This window comes from Devosia nitrariae (genome assembly GCF_030160115.1).
Lineage (GTDB): Bacteria > Pseudomonadota > Alphaproteobacteria > Rhizobiales > Devosiaceae > Devosia > Devosia nitrariae.
Map to the genome: position 1 here is coordinate 1 of NZ_BSNS01000015.1, position 25499 is coordinate 25499.

Genomic DNA, 25499 nt, shown 5'->3' on the forward strand with positions numbered 1-25499 from the left:
CTATACCGAACCCGTTCTGCATCGCCGGCGCCGGGAGGCGAAGGCGCGCATGCAGATAGCACCTGCGCCAGATCGTCCCTCAGGTCGCCGGCCCGCGTCAGGGAGTTCGCCGTCAGCTTGTGCATCCCGTACTTGGAAATGATCGCGGAGACATCGGCAGGCGAATAGGTGGCCAGAAGCGCCTTACCCATGCCGGAGTTCACCATGGGGGTGCTTCCTCCTCTCCCGCGGGCGAAAGTGCTCTTTCGTAAGCGGCTTTCCAAGCAAATCGGGAAGTGAATTCCGCGATGCGGAAATGCCTGAAGAGGTGATCGCCAATTGACGGGCGGTTGGGTAGCGAAAATGATGAACGCGCCCCCTCGCGCGCACCCGTTTAGCCGACATGTGATCGATTATAGGATTTGGTGATGAAGACTGTTCGTGAACTCGACCTCAATGACGCCATTCGTCTCATCGAAGGCGCTCAAGCGCATGCAATACGCATCGGTGTGCCGATGTGCATTGCCGTCACCGATTCTGCCGGCAACCTCCTGGCTTTCCGGCGCATGGACGGCGGAAAGATCACCAGCATCACCATCGCGATCGACAAGGCGTTCACCGCCGCCGCTGCGCGAAAGGCGACCCACGACTATGGAGAGGCCAGCCAGCCGGGGAGGCCCGCCTATGGTATCAACACAGCGATTGGCGGCAGGTTGATGGTGGTCGCCGGTGGTTTGCCCGTCAGCGTCGATGGCGAGGTCGTCGGGGCAGTGGGGGTGAGTTCGGGAACCCCTGGCGAGGACCGGGAGGTCGCTCAGGCGGCGCTCGATCACTTCGCGGTCGCGGCTGCAGCGTAGCCGCCGCACCCGCAGGCTCATCCTTTCCTGAATTCACCTCGCCTGCCAACTCGCAGGCGAGGTGAATGCTGGCCACTCGGCCTCCTCAGCCGATCACCACGACCTCGTGATCGAGGATGGTGTCGACGGTAAAGACCAGCGCGGAGCCGTCGCGCCGGGTCGGTATGCTGACGCCGGCGACTCGCAGATCGACCTTGTCGGCGCTGCTCTTGACGTTCAGCCGCACTTCGACCGGACCGACCGGCATGAGGTCGTATTGGCGACCGGGGATGAGGGACAGCAACAGGGCGAATGATGTCAATTACAGCTGGGAGCTGGAGCAGGCGCCATAGCCGAGGAGGACTACTGGGTCGAGGAGCCAAACTGGCCGCGATAACCGTAGTGCCATGACGCGCGTCGCAAAGTTCGCCCAGAAGGCGCCGCCGGGGAGAATGCGGTCAGTACCGCCAATCTCCTCGACATGGTCGTGGACCCCGCTTTCGCCTATGTGCGGCCTAGCGTCGCCAAGATCGGCGGTATCAGCGAGGTGCTGCACCTGCTCGACGCCACGCTCTTCTCTATCTCGACCTTTTCGCTGAGGTGGTGTCGTGAAGGCCGTCATGAGCATGACATTGTTTCAAGCCGACGGTGTGGCCACCGGTCGTCATTCACGGTGCTTTAGACATTGGGGCGCTGGTTGATCACGCCAGCATCACAGGCTCCGCTTCCAACCCCACATACAACTCGTGCCGCCCTTCCTGCAATCCCGGCTGATAGCCGATGTCGAGCTTGAAGTCGGTGTGTAACCCAATGCGCCGTGCTTCGTTCTCCAAAGTGAGAAAAGTTTGCGCAATGTTGGCGAGCGGCCCATCGTGGACGGCGTAAAGATAATGGCGCGGCGGAATCACGACGCGCGTAAAGCCAGGCAGTACTGCAGCGTCTGCGGTGGCCAGATATCCGACAAGCTCACTATAGACGCCGGCCGTGAAGGCAAGGGATACTTCGACAAAACTATCAGCTCCGGTGTCGGTATCGAAGAGGCGCTTCCATGCGGCAGGAACCTCGCGTGGCAACGCTTGCCATGTGCCCTCGACCAAGATCCCGATGGCGATCAGCTCGGGAAGAGCAACTGTTTCAACCCTCATGCCGTGGTCACCTTCACCGGGAGATTGATCCCGATCTCTGTGTCCTCCTCTTCCAACCTCCTTGGATCCTTCCAGTATTCGAAGTCGAAGGGACACGGCCCACTCCGCTGATTCTTCGCAAGCCAAGCATGCATCGCATCATAGCTCGCCCCGATATGCTTCATCGGCCCGACGTGCAGGAACCTGAGATAAGCACCCGCAGGGATTGTATGGGTTGTCATACCCACAGGCAATTTGCCAACCTTGGCGACTTCGCTGCCGATTACCTGCGTGAACGGCGTGTCCGGCGTCCAAGGAACGGGGTCGTAGACTTGAACAAGGTACATTCCACCGTCGACCCGGTTCGCTATTTCGAACTCCCTTCGCGTGAGCTCCTCACGAAGCTTGTTGCCAAGGTTGTTCTCGATGATCTCATTGAGACTCGCTCGAATCGACAGGCCAACAATGTGCCTCGCCGGTTGTTGAATGTCCTGTACGTCGTCAGATAGCATCCTTCACGCTCCTTACAAGCGAACACTTTCCCGGCTCTAACTGACCCCGTTACGCCCATGGGCGCTAACAAAAGGGCCGAGCAGAATGGCGACTCCTCCCCCTGTCTCGCATTGCGGTGGGCGCGATAAGGATACGAGGCGGTGCGCCTCCGGCCGTCTAGGTGTCGGGCAAACCTTCGCCATTCTGTTCGCTAGCGCTAACATTTGACGTTGTCAAACGCGGTAAAGCCCTGCAAAATGCAGGCTACAACCGCACCAGAAGCGGCTCGAACACTGCTGAACCTAACTTCAGCTCCCCCGTCACCATCGCGATTGGCAAGGCGTTGACAGCCGCTGCTCGAGCGGCGACGCATAAGTGTGCAGAGGCCAGCCCGGCAGGCCGATCTATGACATCAATGCCGCGATTAGCAGCAGGCTGATGGTCAAGCGGAGTTGACTCGGGCGCCCGCGCGGGAACGCAAGGTCGCTCAGGTGGCGCTGAATCCTCTTGTGGCCGCTGCCTCGGCGGCGTAGCGGTGGCGCACCGAACGCTCATCCCTTACTGAGCGCACCGCTATGCTTGCAGAGCTCTCGTTCACCTCGCCTGCGCGTCTACAGGCAAGGTGATCTCGCGGCCTTCTCGGTCGACTCAGCCAATCACGGCGACTTCGTGATCGAGGACGGTGTCGATGGTAAAGACCAGCGCGGAGCCGTCGCGCCGGGTCGGTATGCTGACGCCGGCGACTCGCAGATCGACCTTGTCGGCGCTGCTCTCGATGTTCAGCCGTACTTCGACTGGGCCGACCGGCACGAGGTCGTATTGGCGCCCGGGGACACGGGACAGCAACAGGCGGTTGTTGAGGTGGAGCACGTGGCGGTCATCCTGGCGGTAAAGGTCGACGGTGATGACGCCATGGCCGCCCGAAAGGCTGACCTTGCCTGTAGTGCCCAGACCATGTCGGACAGCGTTGGCGATCAGCAGGGCATGTTCCGGGTTTTCGTCGCGTGCAAAACAACGGTCGAGATCGGCCGCGAACCAGATCAAGGTGCCACCCGCTGGATGCCTGCGCACTGTAAGCGCAGCAATGTCGCTGCGAGGCTCGCGCATCCACGAGGTCTCGGGCCGCCTTGCTCGACAAATCTCGTCACATCCGCAATCTGTTCGTCGCTGAGGGCCCCGATATTGGGCAGGACGATCACGCTCAGGCGATCGCGTGCCGTGCCGATGCTGTCGGCGTGCAAGGGGACGTGATGGCGTGCCGATCGAGAGCTTTGATGACGCAGCGATAGGGCGCCATGGTCTTCTCGGCTGCGTCCGCGCGGCCGAAGAAGTCATGATTCTGCTGCGACCAGACAACGCCCACATCCGCACGGATCTCGCGATTGACCAGCACGTCCTGGTTGGCATCGTGCCAGCGGAAAATCGGTTCGGCCGTGCGGTACTGGCGCCGATCCTCATGGCTGGAGCCGATATGGTGCCACCATGGCTGGATACCTCCGGCAAAGCCGGCCGTGGCCCAGACGCGCACTTCCGGCACCGGCATGCTGGAGAGCCGGAAGACGGGTGAGCCCAGCTGGTATTGCGGCGTCGATTCCGGAATGAGCTTGTCCCAGCCGGCGATCTCGTGCAGGCGCTTGCCCGCTTCCATATTTTGTTCGAACCCGTCATAGGCATTGCGCCGCTGGTGGTCGAGCATGACGATGGGCGTCTGGGTGAGGATGCCTTTCAGGTCGACGAACCGCCGGGAATTGTAGAGCAGCTCTGTTGACGACGCTCGAGGCGCGTGAGTTCGTGCACTTCTCTCCCGGCGACAATCACTGGCACGTGGGTCTGGGCGCCTTCGCAGTCGGAACCGCCTTCGAGCGCGATCGCCACTTCGTGTCGACCGCCTTGCCTTCCCTGCGTCGACTGCGCGACGTGACTAAGGGTCGTGAGATCTGCCGCTCGGTCGCACGCGTCGGCGGCCGGGTGCCGATCACCACCTCTGGAATGGGTAAAGCTATACTATCGTCCTACTCTCTGGCCGAGATCAGTGACGTACTGCGCCGACGGGGCTTGCGCCGGTTGACGCCGAACACACTTGCGACACGTGAAGCGCTTGTGCAAAACCTTATACAGATCGAGAGTGTGGGCTATTCAGTAGACGACCAGGAGAACAGCCCAGACGTACGCTGCATTGCCGCTCCGGTATATGACGGTCGGTCCGAGATCCTCTGCGCCATCTCCGTCTCGGGGGTGCCCTCGCGCATTACGCCCGATTGTGTACCCGTCATTGGGCGGACGGTAGCCAGAATCGCTGGCGAACTGTCTGACCTGATGCGGGGACAGGGCGCGCCGCTCCAACTGTAACTACTACGCCTTAGATGTCGCAGTCCTAGGCGGGCGTTGCAGCCTTGCCAGTACCAGCTCGTTGCCGCCGACTTCCATCGCCGGAATGCGTGAGATCTGCTCGAACAGAGCCTGCGCCGGTTGATCGCCGTAGTCCTCGGCGTCGTTGTGTGGCGAATGGCCCTGAATGTAATCTCGTGCTCCGGGATCCAGCTGGTATAGGCGCGCGAGCGTCTTAAAGCGATGCCGCCACCCGTGAGACGGTTGAAGTTCTTGGTCCGCCAAACCAAGTCCACGAACCCAACGCCCAATGTTTTCCGCTGTTTTCTTGTGCATTAGGGGAGAGCCAGCTCGGCTGCGGCGGCGACCGGGGTCAGTGAAGATATAGCCTTCCGGTAGCTTGCGGACGACATCTACAAATCCTTGAGCGATCAGGTGAGGATGCAGTGGCACTCGCCGCGCCTTGTTGTCCTTGAGCCTGCCGGCAGAAGGCTTGACGAGTAGGATCCATACACCCTCCTCCTGCACGAGGTCTTGTTTGCGCAATTGGGCCATCTCTCCGATCCGGGCACCCGAGTAGTAACACAGCCAAGGTAGCCAGCGACGGGCTCGGTGTTGGTCTGGCGGCAGCAACGGGCCAAAATCGCCCAACGTGGCACGCAGAATGATTAGCGCCTCTTCATTGGTGTGTCCGCGTTCAACTCGATCGCGCGTCCGGCGCTTTACCCTGACCGAGATGCCCTGTAGCGGATTGCGTTCGATTTTCTTGTTCTCGATTGCATAGTTGGCCAGATTGCGCAAAGCGGCGAGATAGGCGTACTGCACCGTGCGCGCCGAGAGTCCCCGAGCGATCAACTCGTTCTTCCAACCCACGCACCACTCGGGCGTTATCGTGCGAATGTCGGCGTGCGTGGCAGCCACCTGGGCAATGATGGGGCGATGACGCTTGATGGTCGCGGGAGAGAATTCGCGCTCCCCCGCCATCTCGTCGAACAGCTTTAGCAAATCGGTTCTGGAGGACTCGGAAACGGGGGCCGAGTTGTTCAACGGCCGGGGAGGGACCCAAGGCGGGAATCTCGCGGACACTGGATCGGGTGAATAGTCACCCTCCAGGAATCGTACGACTTGGTTGCTGGCCTCGGAAAGCGCCTGATTGACGTGCGGCATAGCCTTGGCGAGACTGTCCTTGGTAGCAGTAAGACCTTGCTTGGCCAGGAATTTCCGCACCTTTGCGCGATGCGGGTTCTGGAGACGAGCAAGCATTCGGTCGGTGACTTCTTTCCTGCCAGCGACGATGATGCTTGTGCCGCGGTGGCCAGCGGCCAGCGAATTGTTGAGCGCCTGCGCAACGACCCGCCAGCGTTCTCCGGGCTCTTCCCTGAATCGCTCGACATGTTCGGCGTAGAGGGCCCCAGCGAGCGCGACGCAATCCTTGTGCGACAACTCGACCATACCGGCCCTGAGGCTGGCGAAGTTACGCTCCCACAGTAGGTGGAGCTCTGCATTTCTGATGCGGGCAAGCGCCGGATCCTTTCCGAGGCTCACCTTGATCTCGCGCTTTCCAAGAATTGGCCGCAGATCCTTCGGTACGGCTTTCCTGAACCTGATGACGCCCGACTTTCCGTGTCGAACCGGCTGTGCCATGGATAGTCTCACTGTACCACCCTTCTGTACCAGTTGGGCGTTACCAAAGTCCTGACAATCCTGGGCTTTCAGCGCTTACAACACCTTACGAGGTGAAGTGGCGGAGAGAGAGGGATTCGAACCCTCGAGACGGTTACCCGCCTACACACTTTCCAGGCGTGCGCCTTCGACCACTCGGCCATCTCTCCGCAGCGCGCGCCAACCGTGGGTCTGGTCGGATGCCGTATTGAGGCAGCGCAAGCGGGGCGCAATATAGTCAGGAAAGTTCGCTGCGCAAGGGGATCACGCCTGCGCCATCCGTATTGTTTCGCAGCCTGCCCGATCCCATCTTGTTTGCGCTGGCATAAGCATGGCAGAATCGCAGGCAATGGTGACCGGCAGGATGGGCCGGCAGCGGTCAGTGGCCGCGAGAGGAAACGCGATGCGGCTTGTCTTGCGGGTGTTGGGAACCTGGCTTATCGGCCTGGCGGTGGTGTTGATCGTCGTCGATGGCACCAAGTCGCTGGGCGCCAATGCGCTCTTTCTCACGTCCTTGGGCGAGGTCTGGCGCACCGTCAATGCGGCGAGCCTCGAAACCGTCGCGGCATTCTTCGAGACGCGGCTGTTCGCCGATCTCCTGGGCGCCGTCTTTGCCGCGCTGCTCACCTATCCGGCCTTTGCGGTGGTCGGCGTTCCGGGCATTGTCCTGGCGCTGATGGGCCGCAGGCCGCGCCAGCATCAGTTCGTCGAGACCGAGCGGATCTAGAGCGGGATGCAAAAAAGTGGATACCGGTTTTTTGCAAGAATCCCGCGACAAAGAGACAATAGAGTGCGCGATTTGATCCAATCAAATCGCATCGCGCCCTAGCGGTCCGGCACCGACGTGAAAGGATGTTCGAGGTGCTGTTCAAGACCAAGCCGATGACGATTCCGACGCCCGAGGAGGCTCTGCCCGGCCGCTCGCAGCAAATGCCGGTCGCCGAGCATCATGTCGTCAACGGACGCCCGCTGAAGGGTCCGTACCCCGAGGGTAGCGAGATCATCTATTTCGGGCTCGGCTGCTTCTGGGGCGCCGAGCGGCTGTTCTGGCAGCTGCCGGGGGTCTATGTCACTGCCGTCGGCTATCAGGGCGGGGCGACGCCCAACCCGACCTATGAGGAGGTCTGTTCGGGCCGCACCGGCCACACCGAAGCGGTGATGGTGGTCTATGATCCTGCCGAGATCGCACTCGACACCCTGTTGAAGACGTTCTGGGAAGAGCACGACCCGACCCAGGGCATGCGCCAGGGCAACGACGTCGGCACGCAATACCGCTCGGCGACCTATACCACCGCGCCCGCCCAGGCAGCAGTGGTCGAGGAAAGCCGGGCACGCTATGCGGCGGCACTCAAGGCTCGCGGGCTCGGTTCCATCACCACCGAGATCGCGCCGGCCAAGCCCTTCTACTTCGCCGAGACCTACCACCAGCAATACCTGGCCAAGAACCCCGCCGGCTATTGCGGGCTGCAGGGCACGGGCGTCTCCTGCCCCATCGGCACCGGCGTGGCAGCGGCTTCGTGAGTCTTCATAGTAAGGCCGGCTTTGCCGATTTCGTCACAGGACTGCCGGCGGTTACCCTCAGTGAGCAATGGGAGAGCCTTGTCGCCAAGGTCGGCGGCAAGGTGTTCGCGTTGGTCGGCAGCCTCGGCCTCGGCGCGGGACATATCGTCTTCAAGGTGCCCGAGGAGACCTTCGAGATCCTGACCGTGGAGACGGGCATCGTGCAGGCGCCCTATTTTGCCAAACGGCAATGGGTGAGCGTGGCGCCGGGCGCGCTCGAGGATGAGGTGGTCAAGGCCTATATCGCCCGCTCGCACCGGATTATCGCCGGCAAGCTGACCCGCAAGGCGCGGACAGAACTGGGGCTCGAGGCTTATCTCGCCGCGGAAGCCTAAGCGGGCTGCGGAAAAGTGGGAAGGTTTTTCGCAGAAAATCCCGCGCCACCAGATTTGATTGAAATCAAACCGCGTCGCGCTCTAGGGCAGCACTGCATAGACCTTCAGCGGGCCGCCGAGGCTGACGTCGGCAAGCCAGTCCGGAAGCCTCTCCAGCCGAACGAACGAATCAGGCGCCGCATCGGCAAGCCCACGCATTTCGGGCATGGCCGGACAGGTGACGACCAGTCCGATGCCGCGCCGGGCGAGGATTTCGCGCGCCTCGTCCACCGGGCCATTGAAGAAGGCGAAGGTATCGAGGACGCCCGCCTCGTTGCGGTGGTAGGGCGCGGCGACCACCGCATGCGGCGTTTCGAGCAGCAGATGCGATCCGAGATCGATGGGGGCCATGACCCGCTCGGGCGGGATAGCGGCGAGGTCGGCAAAGGACTGCGGCATCAGGCATTGGGCGCGCTCGGTGCGTGTCTCGATCACCTCCCGGGCCGGGTTGGGTGTCAACCGCACCACCGCGCTGACCGCCACGATAACGAGGACCCCGGCAAAGCCGAACCAGCCTGCAATCAGCGCAATGGCGGTCGCCGGCGTGCGGCTGGTCAGACACCTTGCCCGCAGGTCTGCGATGAGGCAGGCGGCGGCCGGAATGGCCGGCATCGTGGAAAGCCGCGCTCCACGCACCTGCAGCAGCATGACGAGCGTTGCAAACCCGAGAAAGAGGGCCAGAACCAGCCACTGCCCGCGATCCTCCTTCATCGTGACGACGCGATGGCCGATCACCACGAGACCGAGCAGGGGCGGTACCCCGACCGCCAGGGTATAGGCCGGCAAGTCGAATAGACTTCCCCACCAGGTCTTGGCCTCGGCGATCGCATTGATCCAGTGCGTCACGAGCCACGGGTCGACGGCCGCATAGGGCCCTTTCAGGCATTCGGGAAAGAGCGCAAAGACGGTTCCCATCGCTGCAAGCCCGGCAGCGATGCCGATGACGAGCCGCAGCGTCCAGCCCCTCGGCCGCCCCCCGAGAGCTGCCAGCCCGACAAACACCGCGCCCGTTGCAACAGCGGCAAAGACGTAATCGACAGAGAGCGCATCGCAGGCCGGCACCAGCCAGCGGTCGGGCGGCAGTGCGATGACAATGTGGGCGAGCGTCCCGCCGGCGAAAGCGAGGCCGAAATAGCGCACCTGCCGGCTCTTTTCCGGTGAGAAGATCCAGATGAGGCCGAAGGCAAGGATCGCGGCCGAGACCGCCGGCAGCGCTTCGGTGCCGATGGCGATCGCGGTGGCGCATAGGAAGCCTGTGGCGAGCGCGAAACGCGACCGGTCGAGGCTTTCGATACTGGTCCAGGCGATGGCGAGTGTAAGGATCACCTGCAGGTTATGATGGTCGATGCGGCCAGCGCTGAACTCGTTGGTGACGGCGGGACTGAGGATCGGCAGCACGAGCGCCGGCAGCAGGCCGGCAGGCCCGACGAGCCGCAGTGCCAGCCGGGCACTCACCCAGAGCAGCGCCAGGAATAAGAGGAGCGGCCAGATATAGGCGGCGATCGTTTCGGCGCCCGCCGCGCCCGCGAATGGGCGGGCGAGAAGGATGATGAGGGCGATCGGCAGGTCGACGAGGCGCGACCAGTGGATGTCGGCACCCCACGGCGCGTTGATCCGGTGCTGGACGATATCGTACCAGCCCTGGCCGGCAAGGAAGTCCCGCACCACGACCATGCGCATGGCATCGTCGGTGTCGGCGAGAAGCGGCGTGGAGCCGGCTCCGATCCGGGCCCTGACGATGAAGATGGCCGCAGCGGCCACGAACACCGTCAGCAGCAGGGGCCAGTCGACGGCGCGGCGATCGGCGGCTGGCGGCAGCGTCATAGCTGGTAGGGGCTCCCCGTCACGGAACATCGAGCCATAGTTCCCCGTCGTTAAGATCGCCTGAAAGCGCAAAGCAAAAAGGGCGGCAGCCGTGCTGCCGCCCAGTTGGGTTATCAGGGAGAAACAAGTCGGGCCGGTCGGCCTTGCCGATCAGCCCTGGGGCTGGGGAACAACCCGCAGATAGGGTTTCAGTTCCTTCCAGCCATCGGGGAATTTCTCGCGGGCCGCCTCGTTGGTGACGGCCGGCAGGATGATCACGTCCTCGCCGCTCTTCCAGTTGACGGGCGTCGCCACCTGGTGCTTGGCAGTCAGCTGCAGGCTGTCAATGACGCGCAGCACTTCGTCGAAGTTGCGGCCGGTCGAAGCCGGGTATTCGATCTTGAGCTTGACCTTCTTGTCCGGGCCGATGACGAAGACCGAGCGCACCGTCAGGTTGTCGCTGGCATTGGGGTGGATCATGTCATAGAGGGTCGCCACCTTCTTGTCGGGGTCGGCGATCAGCGGAAAGTTGAGCGTTGCGCCCTGCGTTTCGGCGATGTCGGCGGACCAGCCGGCATGGTCCTCGAGCTTATCGACCGAAAGGCCGAGCACCTTGACGCCCCGCTTGTCGAATTCCGGCTTCAGCTTGGCGGTATAGCCGAGCTCGGTGGTGCATACCGGTGTGAAGTTCTTGGGGTGCGAGAAGAGCACGGCCCAGGACCCGTCGATATAGTCGTGGAAACGGATCGGCCCTTCGGTCGAGTCCGCGGTGAAGTCGGGGGCGATGTCGCCAATCAGAATTGCCATGATGTCTCCTCGCTCTTTCTGCTGGAGTTTATGTGTCCATCATATCGTTTGAGCGACACCCGATAGAAGCGCCAGGAAGCGGAAAGTTTTTATGGCGTGTCGCCCGCTGGCGCGACGCGATTCCACACCGGCAGGCCAAGTGAGCACTGTAGACTTTGCTATTGCGCCGCCGCGGCGGGTGCGCCCTCGCGCCAGGTGACCTCGGCATTGGCGAGGGGGATGACCGAGAGCGACATCTTGCCCGAGCCAAGCTGGATTTCGCGCGCGTGGGCGAGGTAGACCAGAGCATTGTTCTTCGCATCATAGATGCGGCTGACCCGCAGGCTCTTCCAGATGAGCGAGCGTCGCTCGCGGAAAACCTCTTCCCCGCCCGGCCGGGTCGAGATGTCGCCGATGACGATGGGCCCAACAGCCGAGCAGTCGAGGGCCGAATAGGAAGGGTCCTCGAACCAGTTACCCTGCTGCAGCCGGTCGATCAGCGAGCGCGAGAAATAGGCGACGTGACAGATGACGCCCTCGACTTCGGGGTCGGCAACCGCTTCGACGACCACATCATTGCCCGTCCAGTCGACGGAAACGCTGCCGACCTCGCGTGGATCGGAGCAGGCCGCGAGCAGCGCGACGATCGCTGCGGGCAGGAGAAGTCGAGCGAGGCGTTGGTACATGTGTTGCGTCTCCGTGGATGGGACTAGAGATGCGCATCGCACAACGCTTGCGCAAGTCGCATCAGCGCCGGGCGCGGGCCATGCGGTGCTCCATCAGCCGCACCAGCAGCGAGAGCGAGATCGTCATGGTCAGATAAAGGAACGCCACGACATTATAGGTCTCGAAGAAGCGGAAGGTGCCCGAGGAATAGACCTTGCCCAGCTGCGTGATGTCCTGGACGCCGAGCGCCGAGACCAGCGCGGAATCCTTGATCATCGAGACGAAGTCATTGCCGAGCGGCGGCAGGATCGTCCTCAGCGCCTGCGGAAAGACGATGAAACGGAAGGTGCGCCAGGGCGAGAGGCCGAGCGAGCGAGCCGCCTCGACCTGCCCCTTGTCGACCGCCTCGATGCCGGCCCGGAAGATCTCAGCGATGAACGCCGAATAGCAGACGGTGAGTGCCACGATCGCCCGCCAGACGAAATCGAAGGCGCGCACGGTCAGCGGCTCGATGAGCCCGGGACCGATGAGGGGCGTCATCAGCCAGTTGACGCCGGCAACGATCGCCGGCGCGGCAACGAACGCCACGTAAAAGAGGAAGACGAGGATCGGGATGCCCCGGATGAGTTCGACATAGAAGGTGGCCAACTCGACCAGCACTCTCTTGCCGCTGGTGCGCATCAGCGCGACCAGCAGCCCCAGCACCGTGGCGGCGGTAAAGGCAAGGAGGCTGACCCAGAGCGTAGTGACGATGCCGGCCGAGAGCGTGCGGAAGATCGCCGTGTAACCGGCGTCCGTCACGATGAGCCAGAGGCCCAGGGTGAAGAGCAGCGCCATGGCCAGCAACCAGTAGGGGATGCGGCGGGTGCGGCGGATCGGGGAACGCTCGGGCATGGATGGATGGGCCGCGGCGAGAGTCCCGCAGTCTGGAGCTACTGAGCGGCGTTGTACTGGTAGAACCACTTCTCTTCGAGCGCGGCGAGCGTGCCGTCGGCCTTGATGGCCGCGATCGCCGCATTGACCGGTTCGACGAGATCCGAGCCGGGCGTGAAGATGAAGCCGAACTCCTCGGTGCCGAGCGCTTCGCCCACGACTTTGAAGGCGCCGGGATTGGCCCCGATGTAGCCATTGGCCGAGGTCTGGTCCATGAGCACGGTGTCGACATCGCCGGATGCCAGTGCCTGCACGGAAGCGCCGAATGTGTCGAAAAGCTTGATGCGCGGGTTGGCCTCGTCCCCGTCGAGCATGTCGTAGACGGCGACATAGAAGTTGGTAGTGCCGGCCTGGGCGCCAACGAGCAGCTGGTCGTCAGACGCAAAGCTCTGCGCATCCGAGAACCGCTCCTCGTCGGCCCGCACCAGCATGAGCTGCTGGCTGGTGAGGTAAGGGTCCGAGAAGTCGATCTGCTCCTCGCGCTCGGCATTGATGGTGATGCCGTCCATGCCGACATCGAACTGGCCGTCGCGCACCGCCTGGATCATCACGTCCCAACTGGCAAGCTCCCAGTCGACTTGGGCATTGAGGCGCTTGGCGATCTCGTTGAAGAGGTCGTATTCGAGGCCAATGCCTTCGCCGGTCTTGGGATCTGCGAAATTGAGGGGCACATAGGCGTTCTCGGTGACCGCAACGATGGTGCGTCCGCCAAGATCGGGCAGCTCCTGGCCGGCAGCGGGTGCAGCGAGGGCGAGAAGGGCGGCGATGAGGGGCAGGGCTTTCATGAGGCGCAGGTTCTCCGGAACGAACGAGTGCGGACACCGCGGTGGCGCCCGCACGAATCTAGACCAGACTGGCCTGGCTTGGAATGCGCTTTCGCGTGCCGGTGTAGCTTGGCTCAGGCCTCGTCGGCGACGTCCGCCGCGGGCCCGTTCTTTTGCAGCGATGCGATGCAGTTCTTGGCGCTGGATTTGGAGGTGTAGGTTTCCGAGCGCACCATGGTCTCGCCGTTGGCGGCCACGAACCTGACGAAAAACTGCCCGTCCTTTGAGCCGACGATCTCGAAACGATAGCCCTTGCCGACCTCGTCGTTAGACAGATCGACAGTCGCGGCCGCGGGCGCGTTCTTCTTGATCGAGTCGATGCAGTTCTGAGCGCTGCCCTTGCTCTTATAGTTCTCGGACCAGACGAGCGTCTCGGCGTTGTAGACGAATTTGGCGACGAACTCGCCGTTCTTGGCGGACGCGATCTTGAACTTGTGCGGCATGCGTTTGCCTCCCTCGATGAACCCCTCAGCGCTCCGGACGGAGCAGCCAGCGTTCGTCACACTAGCGCACACGGCGCAGAATGGAAGTCTCTCATCGCGCTATAGGATTTGCTGGTCGTCGGCAGGATCGCTGCATCAGGCGTCGCCGGTTTGGCCATGCCGATCGATGTGGCCGAGGTCGCGGTCCGGGTCGATGCGGTCGCGCACCAGTTGCTTGAGCCTCCTGACGTCAGGAAAGCCACCGTCGCGCTTGCGCTCCCAGACGAGCTCGCCGTCGATGCGGATCTCGAAAATGCCACCGGTTCCGGGGACGAGCGTTACCGCGGAGAGCTCCTGCGAGAAGGTCGAGAGCAGCTCCTGGGCCATCCAGGCCGAGCGCAGGAGCCAGTTGCACTGGGTGCAGTAGGCGATGGAGATGGCGGGCCTGGCCTCGCTCATCGCGGGTCTGCGCGAGTAAGGTTGGCAAGGATCTCGTCGACGAGGTCGAGGTCTTGTCGTCGGCCGGCCGCCTGCTGCTGCAGGTCGACGAGATAGGAGGTGGTATAGTAGAGCCGTCGCGCCAGCATGGTGGCGATATGGAGTGCAAATTCCGGGCGCGATTCGAGGAAGGTCAGCGCGTCGGGGATCTCATAGGCGACGACATCCGAGAGCGCCTTGACGGTTGCCGTGTGCGGCATGTCGAGCAGCACGCTCATGTCCCCGAAGAATGAGCCCGGCTCGTCGACATGCGTCACCTGCGTGCGCTCGCGGATCACCTCCACGTCTCCCGAGACGAGGATGTAGAGGCGCCCGAGCTGCTCGCCCTCTGGAAGGATCGTGTCGCCGGACTTGAAGCGGACGGTCTTTAGTCCCTCGCAATAGTCGAGAATGTCGGCCATACCTGCCTCGCCTGCCATGACGAGGCGACCATAGCGGCAGGGCGGTGAGGCGTGTAGGGGTCTTATGGCAAAAAAGAGCCGTCCGGTGGACAGGACGGCTCGTTTCTTATCGCGGATTTTGGCGAGAAACGTCCTTCTAGTTGACCCACACTATCGTGCGGGTCGCGTTATCGACCAGCACCGGCCGGTCGTTGAGGTAGACGTAGGAATACGTCGGATCATCCGGGATGGTGATCAACTCGACATCCTCGGGTACGACATATCCAACGACCACGTCGCCTTCGACCGTGACCGAACCGACAGGATTGGTTGTCACGAAATCGGCCGAGGTTTGGGTGACGAGGTAGCCGGGCGAATGCACCAGTGTTCGCGTCTGGTTGTCGACGAGCCAGATGCGGTTGTTGACATAGATATAGCTATAGGCCGGATCTCCTTCGATCGGATAGACTGCCACCTCCGGCGGCACGATATAGCCGACATTGACCGGCGCCTGGACGTAGATCGGGGCCACCGGATGGACTGCGGCATATTCGATGGTCGAGGCTTCGATGCCCGCCTCAGCGCCGATCACGGCGCCGGCAAAGCCGCCGATGGCTGCGCCTACCGGCCCGCCGAGAAGGAACCCGACACCGGCGCCGGTTGCGCCACCTGCCGACCCGCCAACGGCTACGCCGGCGTCTTGTGCGAGGCTCGATACGCTGCCGAGCGCGAGAATGGCCACGGAGGCCAAAAGGAGCTTTTTCATTTTCCTGGTCCTTTCGTTTGACGCCTGAAAGCATCAGACCAGGCGCAGCCGGCTAAGCCGCGCCGTTTATTAGCGCCCGCTAAGTGATCAATGGCGAGGAAGACCGGGGGTTCCGCGACGATTGTGCCGCGCACGCAACCGTGTTGCAGACCGGCATCACCGGAATCCCAACGCGCCCCTAGTCCGGCCAGGCAAAGTGCGGCGCGCCGATGGCGTGCAGCGTTTCCGCCGGTGCACCGCCGATCGCCAAGAGCAGCAATTCGCCCATACGCCGGCCCGCGCCGACGAAATCCTCAAAGACCGTCTCGGCACCCGGCCGGAACTGGGCAAACAGCGGTGTCGCCTGCTTGGTGACGACATGAGCCGTCCCGCCGATGATCCGGCCGCTTTCGGCGAGGCCATCGATGACAGCAAGCGCTGAAATCTCCGAGCAGCAGACATAGCCATCCGGCGGGTCGGGACGGCGCTGGCGCTTGATGACATGGGTGCGGATGGCATCCGTCGGGCTGCTGAGCGTCACGTCCGCGGCGATCTCATGATCGAGCTGCAGCGCTTCGGCCGCGCGAACAAAGCCGTCGCGCAGATGCTCGCTATAGGTCAGGGCACTCTCGGGCAGGAGGATCGCAACCTTCCGGCATCCCCTCTTCGCCAGCCGCTCGACCGCGCCGCTCGCATAGGCCTCGTTGTCGAAGTCGACGAATGCATGTGCTTGGGCGAACTGGCTGCGCCCGTGGCTGACAAATGGGAAGCCCGCATCGAACAGGAACTTTACCCGCTCGTCGAACGGTTCGACCTTGGAGAAGATCACCCCGTCCGCCATGCGGTTGCGCACGATATGGCGGATCGGCTCAATGCCGGCGATGTTGCGGAACTGCGGGGTGATGACGAGGTGGTAGGCCGTGCCGCGAAGTGCTTCGGTGATACCCGTCACCAGCGAGGTGCCAAAGCCGTAGATGTGCTCGTCAGGCTCTAGAACGAGGGAGATGACGTTGGTGCGCCCGGTTTTCAGCCGCAAAGCAGCCCTGTCTGGCAGGTAGCCGATCTCGGCGGCGATCCTCTGCACCCGCTCGCGCGTTTCCTGGGCGAGCTCCGGGGCATTGTTGAGCGCTCGCGAGATCGTAGTGACGGCCAGCCCAGTCATCTGCGCGATGGTCTTGAGCGTCGGCTTGTCCGAGGGCGACGCCCCACGCCGCGGGCGCCTGGCGGGCCGGTCGAGATCGTCCTGCAACTTGTCGATCTCCCCCATCCCGGGCATGGTTGCTCCGGCCGCGTCTTCGGCGGCAACATCAATAGATCGCCGCAGGCTTTTCAAGCAAGGTCATGCCGCTATTGCCTCCCCCATCGCCGCGGCGCGTCGTCTGGATAAAACCGGAGACAAAAGATCAAGTTTTCCCGCCAGCCGGGAATCGGAGAGCTTTTTTCCCGTTCGCAGGAAATTCTTGTGCAGCGGGTTCTGGAAATTTCAGCGCCCCTCACTTATCTTGGGCAGCGTGCCGGACGCCCGGCACGTTTTCGTTCAACCCCGCTATGAAAGGAATGCAGATGATGACATCGGCGACGCCTGCAACGCATACCGGGATGCTGAACGTACGTCTCCTCGGCATGCATGGCGCCAAGCGCTGGCAAGGGACCTGTCGATCCAAACGAATGTGACCGCTCGCGTCACCTCGTTGTCTCAAAGAATCGATATCAGGCCCGCGCTGCCGCCATGATCCGGCAATTAAAATACCATATTGCCAAGGATTATGGGTTCCGGCCGACGCGCAAGTGGAGTCTCCACCCATGCATGAACCCAGTGTTGACAGGACCAACGTCCACAAGCCCATCGTGATCGAAGTCGCCGGCGAACCGCTGGGCGTCGTCGTTCGCGAGGCTGGCGGCTACCGTTTCATCGCGGTCAAGCTTCCAGCTTTCGCCATCGACGGCCATACTTTCGAGAGCGTCGAAACCGCCCGGATCGCTGCATCCGAGGTGTTGCGGATCAACGGGAGCGACGCCGCCTGACGGTGTCCTTGTTCCGGCAAGAAGGCAGGCGGGCCAGGGCCCGCCTCTTTTTTTGCCTCAGAGCAACGTGCGAAAGGAGCCTGTCCCGGACTTGATCCGGGATGGGTACCGGCTTTTTGCAGGAAACGTTGCGACAGCACGGAACGAGAGCCGGCGCTCTGATTCGATCAGAGCGCATAACGTCTAGTCGTCGTTGGTTGCGTTGAGCTCTTCCGGCCTTCGGCCGTCGTCGAAATCAGGCAGGGCCGGTTCGCTCGCCTCGAGCGCGGCCTCGATGGCATCGGCCATGGTTGCAACGTCGATGCGTATGGCGCCTTCCAGCGCCTGCCGCTCAAGCTCGGCGGCGATCACTGCCTCGATCAGCGCCCGCCGGTCGAGCCTGCTCTCCTCGGATTCAGGTGTGTCAGCCATTCCCATCGACCGAGAGCCCCTGTTCGTCGAGCCGGATCTCGACCCCGGGCCGCGTCTCCTGCTGATAGATATAGATACCCAGGACAGCAATCACCGCCACCAGCGCGGCGATTATGAGGTAGAATCCATTCCGGGTCATCAGCGCTCCTGGGCGTTCGTCCACGTCCCACTATAACGCCTTGGCAGCGTGCGGGTTCAAGCTCGCGACGGTGAAAGACTGCGCAACGCCGAAACGAATGCGGCGATGCCGCTGGCGAGCGTGCCGGAGTTGTCGACGACGATAGGCTCAACCCCCTGGGGCAGGGGCGCGCCTTCGCGGGCAAGCCGTGCGGCAATCTCCTTGCCCGTCTCGCGCCCGCGCGCCGCCAGCCGTTCGGCTCGCAGAGTCATTTCGGCTGTGATCAGCATGACGCGGCAGCGCGCAAAGCGCGCCATGGCGTCGCCGACGACGTGCCGCGAGCCGTTGGCGACGACGATTCGGCCGCGCGCCACGTCGCTTGCCACGCTCCCGGGAAGCGCGTAGCGCAGGCCGTGCGCCCGCCAGGACAGGGAAAAGTGTCCCGCCGCCTCGGCCTGATCGAAGCTTGCAACATCGAGACTGTCGTGATCCTCGGCTTGCGTATCGGCATGCCGGGTCACGATGCGCTTGACGAAGACGAAGCCGGGATCGCCCCGCAATGCCTCGCGGGCGCCGGAAATCAGCGTGTCCTTGCCGACACCCGAGGGGCCGACGACCAGCACCAGTGAGCCGCCGCCCCCCTCCATCGTCAGGCGACCCGCACGCCGCCGCGCCAGACGGCTCGGACTACCGGCGTGCCGCCGATGAGCGAGACGCGCACGAGGTCGGCCCGTTTGCCGGCCGCGATCACGCCGCGATCGTCAAGCCCGGCCGCTTCCGCCGGGTTGCGGGTCACCGTCGCCAGGGCCTGGGGCAGGGTTATGCTGTCGACCCGTTGCGGAAGAACGAACGCGGCCTGCATCAAGGCGAACGGCACGTAGTCCGAGCTCAACACGTCGAGAAGTCCGGCTCGCACCAGGTCGGTCGCCGAGATATTGCCCGAATGCGACTGCCCGCGCACGACATTGGGGGCGCCCATGAGGATGGCAAGCCCCGCGTCATGGGCGGCCGAGGCCGCTTCCAGCGTCGTCGGGAACTCGGCGATGTCGACACCGTCCTCGACGGCCTCTTCAACGTGGTCAAGCGTTGCATCGTCGTGGCTGGCAAGCGCTATGCCGAGCTCGCGGGCGCGCGCGACGATGGCGCGCCGGTTGGATCCGGCGTAACGGTGATGCTCGTCGAGCCGCGCAGCAATGAACGCCTCGAGCTCTTCTTCGGTCCGGCCGGCCTCGTACCATTTCTTGTATTCGGCGATGGTGCGGAACTGCCGCTGGCCCGGGGTGTGGTCCATCATCGAGGCGAGTTGCGTCGTCTCGTGCTGCGCATAGGTCTCGAAATGGTCGACCACGTCTTCGGTCGGCAATTCGCAGCGCAGGTGCACCAGATGCTCGGCCTTCAGCCTCCCCTCGTCGCGCCCGCTCCGGATCGCGCCAACCAGCCGGTCCACGTGGATGCCCATGTCGGCAACGTCGGGCGAGGAGCCGATGCGCACCGCGTCGAACACCGTCGTGATGCCCGAGCCGATGATCTGCGCATCGTGCGCGTGGAGCGCGGCCACCGGGTCCCAGTAGACGCCGGGACGTGGCCGGTAGTGCCATTCGAGGTGGTCGGTATGCAATTCGACGAGGCCGGGGATGAGATAGTCGCCCCCGATATCCTCGCCGACCTGCGAGGAGCCTTCGTCTATGGCGGCGATGGTTTCGTCCTCGATGGCGAGCGATCCGTCGACCTCGCCGTCGGCAAGGACGATGCGGGCATTCCTCAGGGCAAGACAGCGCGACATCAGGCTTCTCCCCCGAGAGCGAAATCCGCACCGCGCCGGAAGGCGTGGCCGGGCTCGGGCTCGACGAAGATCGAGATTGAATCGAGCACCATCTTCTCCTCCAGCACCGGAGCGAACCAGGTCTCCGCCGCCGTTCGGATCTCGGGAGCCGCCTGCGGATCGAGCCGGTCGGTCAGCGTCATGTGGAAGCGGAACTCTTCAGCCACATACGGATACCCGTAGCGATCGAGAAGTTCATGCTGGCGGGCGCTGAGCTTGCCGTTGGCCGTGCGGCGAGCGCGGTCCCTTTCGGAGAGGGGGGCGCGAAGCTCTTCGAGCGCCTCGACGCATTCCTGGGCAAAGCGGGTAAGCCTCTCCTCCTGCACGGCCGGCACGATGGCCAGGAACCCGTCGATCGAGCGGATCTCCATCGGCCCCATGTCGAGCGGCGACTTGACTTGCGCAAACGTGGCGACCTTCTCGGTCAGGTCCTCCTGGTCAGCCTCCTCCCGCAGGCGCATCGGGGCGCGCAGCGTTGCATGAAAGCCGTAACGGTTGGGCGAGCCGGTGAAGTTGAGCAGGCGATCCCGGTCCATGCCTGCCACCGGGCCGTCGAAGGTCTCGCCGGTCGCCGCGTCCCGGCCGAGCCAGATGGCGGCCCGCTCCCAGAGCGGCCCGGTGGCGGGCGGTGCGTAGTAGACGGCGTAACGTTCGGCCATGGGTCGTCCCGAATCCGCTTGAGTTGGTCTGCGTTGAAACGTGGCCGCATATCCGACCCGGATGTCAACTTCTTGACAGCGACAAACCGCCTGACGCTGGACTTGATCCGTTCGCCTCGCCAATATCGCAGCACCGCGTTGTTTCCCCGAATCGTCGAGAGGCCGATGGACCGCTCCTTGCTTGAAGAGCTCTTTGCGCGTGCGGTTGCCGTGGCTCAGCCCGAGCGCGCCGTGCGCGATCATCTGCCGCCCCCGCCCACAGGCCGCACGGTGGTGATCGGGGCAGGCAAGGCCTCGGCGCAGATGGCCCGCGCCTTCGAAGAGGCGTGGGAAGGACCGCTCACCGGCCTCGTCGTCACCCGTTACGGCTACGCCTGCGACTGCGAGCGCATCGAGATCGTCGAGGCGGCCCACCCTGTCCCCGACGAAGCTGGATACCTGGCTGCGCGCCGAATGATGGAGATGGTATCGGGACTGGGGCCTGACGACCTCGTCGTCGCGCTGATCTCGGGCGGCGGCTCTTCGCTCCTGCCGGCGCCCGCGCCGGGCCTGACGCTTGCCGACGAGCAGGCGGTCAACAGGGCCCTCCTTGCCTCCGGCGCGCCCATCGGCGTGATGAACCTCATCCGCAACCAGTTCTCGACCATCAAAGGTGGCCGCCTTGCCGTGCGCGCCGCACCGTCGCGCGTTGCAACACTGGTTGTCTCGGACGTACCCGGCGACGATCCGGCCGTGGTCGCCTCGGGGCCGACCATCCCGCTCGCGGCGGCGCGCGAGATGGCGCGCAAGTATGCCGGACTCTACAGGCTCGACCTGCCGGAGCCGGCAAGGGTGCTGCTCGCCGGCGAGGATAACCTCGCCCCGCGTCCCGACGATCCGCGCCTTGCCCACAACAGCGTCGCCACCATCGCCTCGGCCGCGATTTCGCTCGCCGCCGCCGCCGATCTCGCGCGTGAGCACGGCATCGAGGCGGCCATTCTCTCGGACGCCATCGAAGGCGAGGCGCGTGAGGTTGCGCGCGTACACGCCGCCATCGCCCGCGAGATCGCCACCCGCAACCGGCCGTTCGGCAAGCCGGTCGTCGTTCTGTCGGGCGGCGAGACGACGGTGACGGTGCGCGGCAACGGCCGTGGCGGGCGTAACGCCGAATTCCTCCTCTCGCTCGCCGTTGCCATCGACGGGCTCGACGGGGTGACCGTGCTTGCCGCCGATACCGACGGCATCGACGGGTCCGAGGACAATGCTGGCGCCTTCGCCGACGGCACCAGCGCCGCCCGCATGCGCCGTGCCGGCATCGATCCCCTGGCCGCGCTTGCCGACAACGACGCCTATTCGGCCTTTGCCGCCATCGGCGATCTTTTCGTCACCGCGCCCACCGGCACCAACGTCAACGATTTCCGGGCGATCATCGTGCGTTAGGTTTGGGAAATCTTCCGGATTTCTAAGCCCCCGCTTGAGCGCTTTTCATCAATCTGCTCTATGGGCGCGCAACGTGCCGGAGGAAACCATGGCCAAGAGAAAGATCGCCGTCATCGGCGTCGGCAAGATCGCGCAGGACCAGCACCTGCCGGTAATCGACAAGAGCGATGATTTCGAACTCGCTGCCACGGTGTCGACCCGTGGCGTCGGCCATGGCGATGTGCCGGTCTTCCGTACGCCGGCCGAGTTCTATACGGCCATGCCCGAAGTGCGGCTCGTTTCCATCTGTACGCCGCCGGGCGTGCGCCATGCCTATGTGCGCGAGGCGCTCGATGCTGGCATGGACGTGATGATGGAAAAGCCGCCGACCCCGACGATCTCCGAACTCGACGATCTCGTCGCCTATGCGGCCGCCAAGGGGCGCGTCCTCTTCCAGACCTGGCACTCACGTTACAACGCTGCCGTCGACCGCGCGCGCGACATCCTGGCCGAGGACGGGGTCAAGTCCGTGCGTATCGACTGGCGTGAGAGCGTCAGGAAATGGCACCCCGGCCAGGATTGGGTGTGGGAACCGGGTGGGTTTGGCGTCTGCGATCCCGGCATCAATGCGCTTTCGATCTTCACCAAGATCATGCCGTTCCCGGTGTTCGTCGAGAGTGCCAGGCTCACCTTTCCGGCCAATCGGCAGACGCCGGTCGATGTCGAGATCGCCTTCAAGTCCGGCCAGGTGCATAAGCCTGCAATGAGCGCCGGCTTCAACTGGCTCGAAGAGTCGGGCGAGATCTGGACGATCGCCATCGAGACGGTCAAAGGCGGAGGCCTCAAGCTCGAAAAGGGCGGCACCGTGCTGCGTGTCGATGGCGAAGTGACGCTGGAAGCCCCTTCCGAGGAGTACGAGCGCATCTATGAGCGCTTCGCAACCCTCCTCGACCAGGGCGAGAGTGAAGTCGACGGCTCGCCGCTGCGGCTGACCGCCGACGCCTTCCTGCTCGGCGCAAGGATCAATACCGATCCCTTCGAATGGTAATGATTTAACCTTCAGCGGCCGGCGGACGTCCTCTGCCGGTGACGCTGTGGAACTGCTCGAGGATGGGGCGGATTTCGACGCTGCAATAGGGCGCTATCGCACTCTCACCGACAAGGGCGATGGCTTCGTCGAGATTCTCCGCCTCGACGACGAGGAAGCCGCCGAGGAACTCCTTGGTCTCCATATAGGGACCGTCGGTACGGGTGAGCTTGCCGTTCTCGAGCCGCAGGACCGTGGCGGTCTCGGGCGGCTGCAGCGGCGTGGCGAGGATCAGTCGGCCGCTGTCGCGCAGTTTCCAGTCCTCCTCGATCGTCGCGTCGGTCAGGCGCTGGCCTTCCTCCGGCGTCAGCGACGACATGGCGCTGCCGTCGATATGGACGAGGCAAACGTATTTCATTTGTGGTCTCCCTTGCTTGGTTGCGCAGGGTTAGTCGACCGGACGAACGCCATTCGACATTTCGACAGGATTTTCTCGGTGGCCCTATTTACCGGCCGCCGTCAACCGCGAGAGTTCCTCGTTGGTCAGCTTCAGGCTGACACCCTTGGCCAGGCTTTCAAGCTGGTCGAGGGACGTGGCCGACGCGATCGGCGCGGTAATCCCCGGCTGGGCGACCAGCCAAGCCAGCGCAACTTCGGCCGGCGTCGCCTCATGGGCGGCTGAGACCTCGTCGAGTGCGGCAAGGATCCGCATGCCCTTCTCGTTCAGGTACTTGTCCATGCGCGCTCCGCGCGGGCTCTTGCCGAAGTCTTCTGCCGAGCGGTACTTGCCGGTGAGGAACCCGGCCGCGAGGCTGAAATAGGGGATGATGCCGATCCCTTCCTCGATGGCGAGCTCCTGCAGCTCGCCATCGAAGGTGTCGCGCTCGTAAAGGTTGTAGAGGGGCTGTTCGCTCTCGTAGCGGGTCAGCGACTTAATGACCGCCGTCTCCAGCGCCTCGCGGATCATCGTCGGCGTGAAGTTGGACGAACCGATGACACGCACCTTGCCGGCCTGAACGAGGTGATCGTAGGCCTCGAGCGTTTCCTCGTGCGGTGTGTCGGGATCGGGGCGGTGGCTCTGGTAGAGGTCGATGTAGTCGGTCTGCAGGCGCTTGAGCGACTCCTCCACCGCCTCGCGGATATAGGCCGCACTGAGCCCTTTCTTGTCCGGCGTCATCTCTCCGCCGACCTTGGTGAAGACATGCACGCGCTCTCGGTTGCCGCGCGCTTTCAGCCAGTTGCCGATCAGCGTCTCCGATTTACCCTTGCCGTAGACATTGGCGGTGTCGATGGCGGTAAAGCCATGGTCGAGATAGGCATCGAGAATGGAAAAGCCAGTCTCCTCGTCGACCGTCCAGCCAAAGACGTTGCCGCCAAGGACCAGCGGTTCGATGACGAGTTCAGAGCGGCCAAGCGGACGACGATCCATGGTGGGAGTCCTTTCACATGCGTTTTGGCGGAACGCCGGCGATACCAAGAAGGTTCGCGGCGTAAAGGATTCAACTTGCCGGCGTTCTCGGCGCGCAATAGGCAAGGGCGCGGTTGATGGTGTAGAGCGAGCCGTCGAGCGGGATGAAGTTCTTGGGCAGGCTAGCGCGTTCGCCTGCATCGAGAAAGGCCGCCGCGCCCTGCTTCAGCCCGTCGAGCAGCCACTCGGTGTCGCCCGTGAGGCGCGCGCCGTATCCGGCAGCCGTCGCCTCCCCGATAAAGCCGCGCTCCTCCTTGTCGACGGTGATGCGCCAGTCGCCGAGATCGGCCGGGCCGAGGCTGGTATGGACATAGAGGCCGACCGAGAAATCATTCTCGCAACGCACGGCAACACAGGCATAGCTCGACGTGTCCGATTCGAGCGCGCAGCCCAACGCGGCCCGATCGCCCTCGCCCGGCAGCGGCGAATAATGCCAGCCCTCCTGCTGGGCGGCCGCTGGTTGCGCCGCGGCAAGACCCATCAGCACCATGAGGAGAGGTAGGCGTGGCGGGGTTTTCTCCCGAAATCGATGCACGCCGCTCATTCCGCCGGTTGGATCAGGTCCCATTTGTTGCCGTAAAGGTCTTCGAACACAGCAACGACACCATAGGGCTCGTGGCGAGGTTCCTCCAGAAAACGAACGCCGTTCCCTCGCATGCGCTCATGGTCGCGCGCAAAGTCGTCGGTCGTAAGGAAAAACGCCACACGTCCGCCCGTCTGCTTGCCGACCGCAGCGGCCTGGCGTGTGCCGTCGGCGCGGGCCAGCAGGAGTTGGGTGCCCGTGCCACTGGCCGGCCCGACCAGAACCCAGCGCTTGCTGGCACCGAGATCGGTGTCGGTGAGAAGGGTGAAGCCGAGTTTTTCACAGTAAAAGGAAATCGCCGCGTCATAGTCCGCGACAACGAGAGTAACAGTGGCGATCGATAAGGCCATACTCTTGATTTCTCGAATGATTTATCCGCAGCGACGGGAACGTCCCGGCCGTGCGCACCGCGGGAAGGCACCCATCCAACCCGATTTCAGCCGGTGGGGAAAGTCGCGGAACCGTCACGCGATGGTCACGGGATTGACCAAATGGTCAAACTCCCCCATTGCCAGCCGAACCAAAACGGGCTTTTCTGTCCACCAAGCCGCCGGACCGGCAAGCCGGCGGCGTAAC

34 protein-coding genes and 1 tRNA gene are annotated in these 25499 nt (G+C 63.5%); 8 read left to right on the plus strand and 27 right to left on the minus strand.

Annotated features, from left to right (window positions below; all coding sequences use genetic code 11):
* Positions 1-206: IclR family transcriptional regulator domain-containing protein (locus tag QQK18_RS15820; protein WP_284341329.1), on the minus strand; the 206-nt coding region annotated here is incomplete at its 3' end.
* Between the two features lie 201 nt (positions 207-407).
* Between QQK18_RS15820 and QQK18_RS15825 the strand changes: the two genes are divergently transcribed.
* Positions 408-836 (plus strand): GlcG/HbpS family heme-binding protein, encoded by a 429-nt coding sequence (locus QQK18_RS15825; protein ID WP_284341330.1) that lies wholly within the window; start codon positions 408-410, stop codon positions 834-836.
* A gap of 85 nt (positions 837-921) precedes the next feature.
* Here QQK18_RS15825 and QQK18_RS15830 read toward each other — a convergent pair whose 3' ends face one another.
* The 5 genes from QQK18_RS15830 to QQK18_RS15850 all read right to left on the minus strand — a co-directional run bounded on the left by QQK18_RS15830 (position 922) and on the right by QQK18_RS15850 (position 4127).
* On the minus strand, positions 922-1137 hold the full coding sequence (locus QQK18_RS15830) for a hypothetical protein (RefSeq protein WP_284341331.1): 216 nt from the start codon (positions 1135-1137) through the stop codon (positions 922-924).
* 379 nt (positions 1138-1516) lie between these two features.
* A complete protein-coding gene (locus QQK18_RS15835; RefSeq protein WP_284341332.1) occupies positions 1517-1960 on the minus strand; it encodes a hypothetical protein in 444 nt (147 codons plus the stop codon).
* Positions 1957-2451, minus strand: coding sequence for a GyrI-like domain-containing protein (locus QQK18_RS15840; RefSeq protein WP_284341333.1), 495 nt, complete (start codon positions 2449-2451; stop codon positions 1957-1959). The genes QQK18_RS15835 and QQK18_RS15840 overlap by 4 nt, the downstream gene beginning before the upstream one ends.
* A gap of 628 nt (positions 2452-3079) precedes the next feature.
* Positions 3080-3538: a hypothetical protein gene (locus QQK18_RS15845; RefSeq protein WP_284341334.1), complete on the minus strand. Its 459-nt coding sequence runs from the start codon at positions 3536-3538 to the stop codon at positions 3080-3082.
* 94 nt (positions 3539-3632) lie between these two features.
* Positions 3633-4127, minus strand: a complete 495-nt coding sequence (locus tag QQK18_RS15850; RefSeq protein ID WP_284341335.1) for a hypothetical protein — start codon at positions 4125-4127, stop codon at positions 3633-3635.
* A 68-nt stretch (positions 4128-4195) separates the two neighbouring features.
* Between QQK18_RS15850 and QQK18_RS15855 the strand changes: the two genes are divergently transcribed.
* Positions 4196-4780: an IclR family transcriptional regulator gene (locus QQK18_RS15855; RefSeq protein WP_284341336.1), complete on the plus strand. Its 585-nt coding sequence runs from the start codon at positions 4196-4198 to the stop codon at positions 4778-4780.
* Between the two features lie 3 nt (positions 4781-4783).
* Here QQK18_RS15855 and QQK18_RS15860 read toward each other — a convergent pair whose 3' ends face one another.
* The gene (locus tag QQK18_RS15860; protein WP_284341337.1) at positions 4784-6403 is read right to left on the minus strand and encodes a DUF6538 domain-containing protein; all 1620 of its coding nucleotides are present in this window, start codon (positions 6401-6403) and stop codon (positions 4784-4786) included.
* A gap of 98 nt (positions 6404-6501) precedes the next feature.
* Positions 6502-6591, minus strand: a tRNA-Ser gene (locus tag QQK18_RS15865).
* A gap of 233 nt (positions 6592-6824) precedes the next feature.
* On the opposite strand from QQK18_RS15865, the gene QQK18_RS15870 reads away from it, so the two are divergent.
* From QQK18_RS15870 to QQK18_RS15880, 3 genes are all read left to right on the plus strand, one after another.
* Positions 6825-7148 (plus strand): hypothetical protein, encoded by a 324-nt coding sequence (locus QQK18_RS15870; RefSeq protein ID WP_284341338.1) that lies wholly within the window; start codon positions 6825-6827, stop codon positions 7146-7148.
* 134 nt (positions 7149-7282) lie between these two features.
* Positions 7283-7942 carry a peptide-methionine (S)-S-oxide reductase MsrA gene (gene msrA, locus QQK18_RS15875; protein WP_284341339.1) on the plus strand — a complete coding sequence of 220 codons (660 nt, stop codon included), beginning with the start codon at positions 7283-7285 and terminating at the stop codon, positions 7940-7942.
* Entirely contained in the window at positions 7939-8316 is a 378-nt protein-coding gene (locus QQK18_RS15880; protein WP_284341340.1) for an MmcQ/YjbR family DNA-binding protein, read from the plus strand. The genes msrA and QQK18_RS15880 overlap by 4 nt, the downstream gene beginning before the upstream one ends.
* An 81-nt stretch (positions 8317-8397) precedes the next feature.
* On the opposite strand, the gene QQK18_RS15885 is transcribed toward QQK18_RS15880, so the two are convergent.
* From QQK18_RS15885 to QQK18_RS15935, 10 genes are all read right to left on the minus strand, one after another.
* The gene (locus QQK18_RS15885; RefSeq protein WP_284341341.1) at positions 8398-10179 is read right to left on the minus strand and encodes a hypothetical protein; all 1782 of its coding nucleotides are present in this window, start codon (positions 10177-10179) and stop codon (positions 8398-8400) included.
* 150 nt (positions 10180-10329) lie between these two features.
* Positions 10330-10965: a peroxiredoxin gene (locus tag QQK18_RS15890; protein ID WP_284341342.1), complete on the minus strand. Its 636-nt coding sequence runs from the start codon at positions 10963-10965 to the stop codon at positions 10330-10332.
* Between the two features lie 158 nt (positions 10966-11123).
* The gene (locus QQK18_RS15895; RefSeq protein WP_284341343.1) at positions 11124-11630 is read right to left on the minus strand and encodes a CreA family protein; all 507 of its coding nucleotides are present in this window, start codon (positions 11628-11630) and stop codon (positions 11124-11126) included.
* 61 nt (positions 11631-11691) lie between these two features.
* Positions 11692-12504, minus strand: coding sequence for an amino acid ABC transporter permease (locus QQK18_RS15900; RefSeq protein ID WP_284341344.1), 813 nt, complete (start codon positions 12502-12504; stop codon positions 11692-11694).
* Positions 12505-12542: 38 nt separating this feature from the next.
* Positions 12543-13328 carry a substrate-binding periplasmic protein gene (locus tag QQK18_RS15905; protein ID WP_284341345.1) on the minus strand — a complete coding sequence of 262 codons (786 nt, stop codon included), beginning with the start codon at positions 13326-13328 and terminating at the stop codon, positions 12543-12545.
* Between the two features lie 113 nt (positions 13329-13441).
* Complete coding sequence (locus QQK18_RS27590; RefSeq protein WP_379996478.1) at positions 13442-13810, minus strand: YegP family protein; 369 nt, start codon at positions 13808-13810, stop codon at positions 13442-13444.
* A gap of 135 nt (positions 13811-13945) precedes the next feature.
* Entirely contained in the window at positions 13946-14248 is a 303-nt protein-coding gene (locus QQK18_RS15920; RefSeq protein WP_284341346.1) for an Rdx family protein, read from the minus strand.
* Positions 14245-14688, minus strand: a complete 444-nt coding sequence (locus QQK18_RS15925; RefSeq protein ID WP_284341347.1) for a Crp/Fnr family transcriptional regulator — start codon at positions 14686-14688, stop codon at positions 14245-14247. The genes QQK18_RS15920 and QQK18_RS15925 overlap by 4 nt, the downstream gene beginning before the upstream one ends.
* 136 nt (positions 14689-14824) lie before the next feature.
* The gene (locus QQK18_RS15930) at positions 14825-15433 is read right to left on the minus strand and encodes a DUF1236 domain-containing protein (RefSeq protein WP_284341348.1); all 609 of its coding nucleotides are present in this window, start codon (positions 15431-15433) and stop codon (positions 14825-14827) included.
* Between the two features lie 178 nt (positions 15434-15611).
* Complete coding sequence (locus QQK18_RS15935) at positions 15612-16688, minus strand: LacI family transcriptional regulator (protein WP_284341349.1); 1077 nt, start codon at positions 16686-16688, stop codon at positions 15612-15614.
* A gap of 527 nt (positions 16689-17215) precedes the next feature.
* Between QQK18_RS15935 and QQK18_RS15940 the strand changes: the two genes are divergently transcribed.
* Complete coding sequence (locus QQK18_RS15940) at positions 17216-17437, plus strand: hypothetical protein (protein WP_284341350.1); 222 nt, start codon at positions 17216-17218, stop codon at positions 17435-17437.
* 183 nt (positions 17438-17620) lie between these two features.
* Here QQK18_RS15940 and QQK18_RS15945 read toward each other — a convergent pair whose 3' ends face one another.
* From QQK18_RS15945 to QQK18_RS15965, 5 genes are read right to left on the minus strand one after another with little or no spacing between them, the layout of a single operon-like run.
* The gene (locus QQK18_RS15945) at positions 17621-17848 is read right to left on the minus strand and encodes a hypothetical protein (protein ID WP_284341351.1); all 228 of its coding nucleotides are present in this window, start codon (positions 17846-17848) and stop codon (positions 17621-17623) included.
* On the minus strand, positions 17841-17987 hold the full coding sequence (locus QQK18_RS15950) for a hypothetical protein (protein WP_284341352.1): 147 nt from the start codon (positions 17985-17987) through the stop codon (positions 17841-17843). The genes QQK18_RS15945 and QQK18_RS15950 overlap by 8 nt, the downstream gene beginning before the upstream one ends.
* A gap of 56 nt (positions 17988-18043) precedes the next feature.
* On the minus strand, positions 18044-18613 hold the full coding sequence (gene phnN, locus QQK18_RS15955) for a phosphonate metabolism protein/1,5-bisphosphokinase (PRPP-forming) PhnN (protein WP_284341353.1): 570 nt from the start codon (positions 18611-18613) through the stop codon (positions 18044-18046).
* 2 nt (positions 18614-18615) lie between these two features.
* On the minus strand, positions 18616-19749 hold the full coding sequence (locus QQK18_RS15960) for an alpha-D-ribose 1-methylphosphonate 5-triphosphate diphosphatase (RefSeq protein ID WP_284341354.1): 1134 nt from the start codon (positions 19747-19749) through the stop codon (positions 18616-18618).
* Entirely contained in the window at positions 19749-20447 is a 699-nt protein-coding gene (locus QQK18_RS15965) for a DUF1045 domain-containing protein (protein ID WP_284341355.1), read from the minus strand. The genes QQK18_RS15960 and QQK18_RS15965 overlap by 1 nt, the downstream gene beginning before the upstream one ends.
* Positions 20448-20612: 165 nt before the next feature.
* Here QQK18_RS15965 and QQK18_RS15970 point away from each other — a divergent pair, with 165 nt between their 5' ends.
* On the plus strand, positions 20613-21866 hold the full coding sequence (locus QQK18_RS15970; RefSeq protein ID WP_284341356.1) for a glycerate kinase type-2 family protein: 1254 nt from the start codon (positions 20613-20615) through the stop codon (positions 21864-21866).
* A gap of 88 nt (positions 21867-21954) precedes the next feature.
* Positions 21955-22893, plus strand: coding sequence for a Gfo/Idh/MocA family protein (locus tag QQK18_RS15975; RefSeq protein WP_284341357.1), 939 nt, complete (start codon positions 21955-21957; stop codon positions 22891-22893).
* 4 nt (positions 22894-22897) lie between these two features.
* On the opposite strand, the gene QQK18_RS15980 is transcribed toward QQK18_RS15975, so the two are convergent.
* The 4 genes from QQK18_RS15980 to QQK18_RS15995 form a co-directional block, all read right to left on the minus strand.
* Positions 22898-23290 carry a YciI family protein gene (locus QQK18_RS15980; protein ID WP_284341358.1) on the minus strand — a complete coding sequence of 131 codons (393 nt, stop codon included), beginning with the start codon at positions 23288-23290 and terminating at the stop codon, positions 22898-22900.
* A gap of 84 nt (positions 23291-23374) precedes the next feature.
* Positions 23375-24301, minus strand: a complete 927-nt coding sequence (locus QQK18_RS15985) for an aldo/keto reductase (protein WP_284341359.1) — start codon at positions 24299-24301, stop codon at positions 23375-23377.
* A 70-nt stretch (positions 24302-24371) separates the two neighbouring features.
* On the minus strand, positions 24372-24875 hold the full coding sequence (locus QQK18_RS15990; RefSeq protein WP_284341360.1) for a hypothetical protein: 504 nt from the start codon (positions 24873-24875) through the stop codon (positions 24372-24374).
* Between the two features lie 5 nt (positions 24876-24880).
* Positions 24881-25273, minus strand: coding sequence for a VOC family protein (locus QQK18_RS15995; RefSeq protein WP_284341361.1), 393 nt, complete (start codon positions 25271-25273; stop codon positions 24881-24883).
* Positions 25274-25499: the final 226 nt, after the last annotated feature.

Coding starts and splice junctions, on each gene's coding strand:
- QQK18_RS15825 (WP_284341330.1), top strand. CDS start 408: ATGAAGACTGTTCGTGAACTCGACCTCAATGACGCCATTCGTCTCATC.
- QQK18_RS15835 (WP_284341332.1), bottom strand. CDS start 1,960: ATGAGGGTTGAAACAGTTGCTCTTCCCGAGCTGATCGCCATCGGGATC.
- QQK18_RS15840 (WP_284341333.1), bottom strand. CDS start 2,451: ATGCTATCTGACGACGTACAGGACATTCAACAACCGGCGAGGCACATT.
- QQK18_RS15845 (WP_284341334.1), bottom strand. CDS start 3,538: ATGCGCGAGCCTCGCAGCGACATTGCTGCGCTTACAGTGCGCAGGCAT.
- QQK18_RS15850 (WP_284341335.1), bottom strand. CDS start 4,127: ATGCTCGACCACCAGCGGCGCAATGCCTATGACGGGTTCGAACAAAAT.
- QQK18_RS15860 (WP_284341337.1), bottom strand. CDS start 6,403: ATGGCACAGCCGGTTCGACACGGAAAGTCGGGCGTCATCAGGTTCAGG.
- QQK18_RS15870 (WP_284341338.1), top strand. CDS start 6,825: ATGCGGCTTGTCTTGCGGGTGTTGGGAACCTGGCTTATCGGCCTGGCG.
- QQK18_RS15885 (WP_284341341.1), bottom strand. CDS start 10,179: ATGACGCTGCCGCCAGCCGCCGATCGCCGCGCCGTCGACTGGCCCCTG.
- QQK18_RS15890 (WP_284341342.1), bottom strand. CDS start 10,965: ATGGCAATTCTGATTGGCGACATCGCCCCCGACTTCACCGCGGACTCG.
- QQK18_RS15895 (WP_284341343.1), bottom strand. CDS start 11,630: ATGTACCAACGCCTCGCTCGACTTCTCCTGCCCGCAGCGATCGTCGCG.
- QQK18_RS15900 (WP_284341344.1), bottom strand. CDS start 12,504: ATGCCCGAGCGTTCCCCGATCCGCCGCACCCGCCGCATCCCCTACTGG.
- QQK18_RS15905 (WP_284341345.1), bottom strand. CDS start 13,328: ATGAAAGCCCTGCCCCTCATCGCCGCCCTTCTCGCCCTCGCTGCACCC.
- QQK18_RS27590 (WP_379996478.1), bottom strand. CDS start 13,810: ATGCCGCACAAGTTCAAGATCGCGTCCGCCAAGAACGGCGAGTTCGTC.
- QQK18_RS15920 (WP_284341346.1), bottom strand. CDS start 14,248: ATGAGCGAGGCCAGGCCCGCCATCTCCATCGCCTACTGCACCCAGTGC.
- QQK18_RS15925 (WP_284341347.1), bottom strand. CDS start 14,688: ATGGCCGACATTCTCGACTATTGCGAGGGACTAAAGACCGTCCGCTTC.
- QQK18_RS15930 (WP_284341348.1), bottom strand. CDS start 15,433: ATGAAAAAGCTCCTTTTGGCCTCCGTGGCCATTCTCGCGCTCGGCAGC.
- QQK18_RS15935 (WP_284341349.1), bottom strand. CDS start 16,688: ATGCCCGGGATGGGGGAGATCGACAAGTTGCAGGACGATCTCGACCGG.
- QQK18_RS15940 (WP_284341350.1), top strand. CDS start 17,216: ATGCATGAACCCAGTGTTGACAGGACCAACGTCCACAAGCCCATCGTG.
- QQK18_RS15945 (WP_284341351.1), bottom strand. CDS start 17,848: ATGGCTGACACACCTGAATCCGAGGAGAGCAGGCTCGACCGGCGGGCG.
- QQK18_RS15950 (WP_284341352.1), bottom strand. CDS start 17,987: ATGACCCGGAATGGATTCTACCTCATAATCGCCGCGCTGGTGGCGGTG.
- phnN (WP_284341353.1), bottom strand. CDS start 18,613: ATGGAGGGGGGCGGCGGCTCACTGGTGCTGGTCGTCGGCCCCTCGGGT.
- QQK18_RS15960 (WP_284341354.1), bottom strand. CDS start 19,749: ATGTCGCGCTGTCTTGCCCTGAGGAATGCCCGCATCGTCCTTGCCGAC.
- QQK18_RS15965 (WP_284341355.1), bottom strand. CDS start 20,447: ATGGCCGAACGTTACGCCGTCTACTACGCACCGCCCGCCACCGGGCCG.
- QQK18_RS15970 (WP_284341356.1), top strand. CDS start 20,613: ATGGACCGCTCCTTGCTTGAAGAGCTCTTTGCGCGTGCGGTTGCCGTG.
- QQK18_RS15975 (WP_284341357.1), top strand. CDS start 21,955: ATGGCCAAGAGAAAGATCGCCGTCATCGGCGTCGGCAAGATCGCGCAG.
- QQK18_RS15980 (WP_284341358.1), bottom strand. CDS start 23,290: ATGAAATACGTTTGCCTCGTCCATATCGACGGCAGCGCCATGTCGTCG.
- QQK18_RS15985 (WP_284341359.1), bottom strand. CDS start 24,301: ATGGATCGTCGTCCGCTTGGCCGCTCTGAACTCGTCATCGAACCGCTG.
- QQK18_RS15995 (WP_284341361.1), bottom strand. CDS start 25,273: ATGGCCTTATCGATCGCCACTGTTACTCTCGTTGTCGCGGACTATGAC.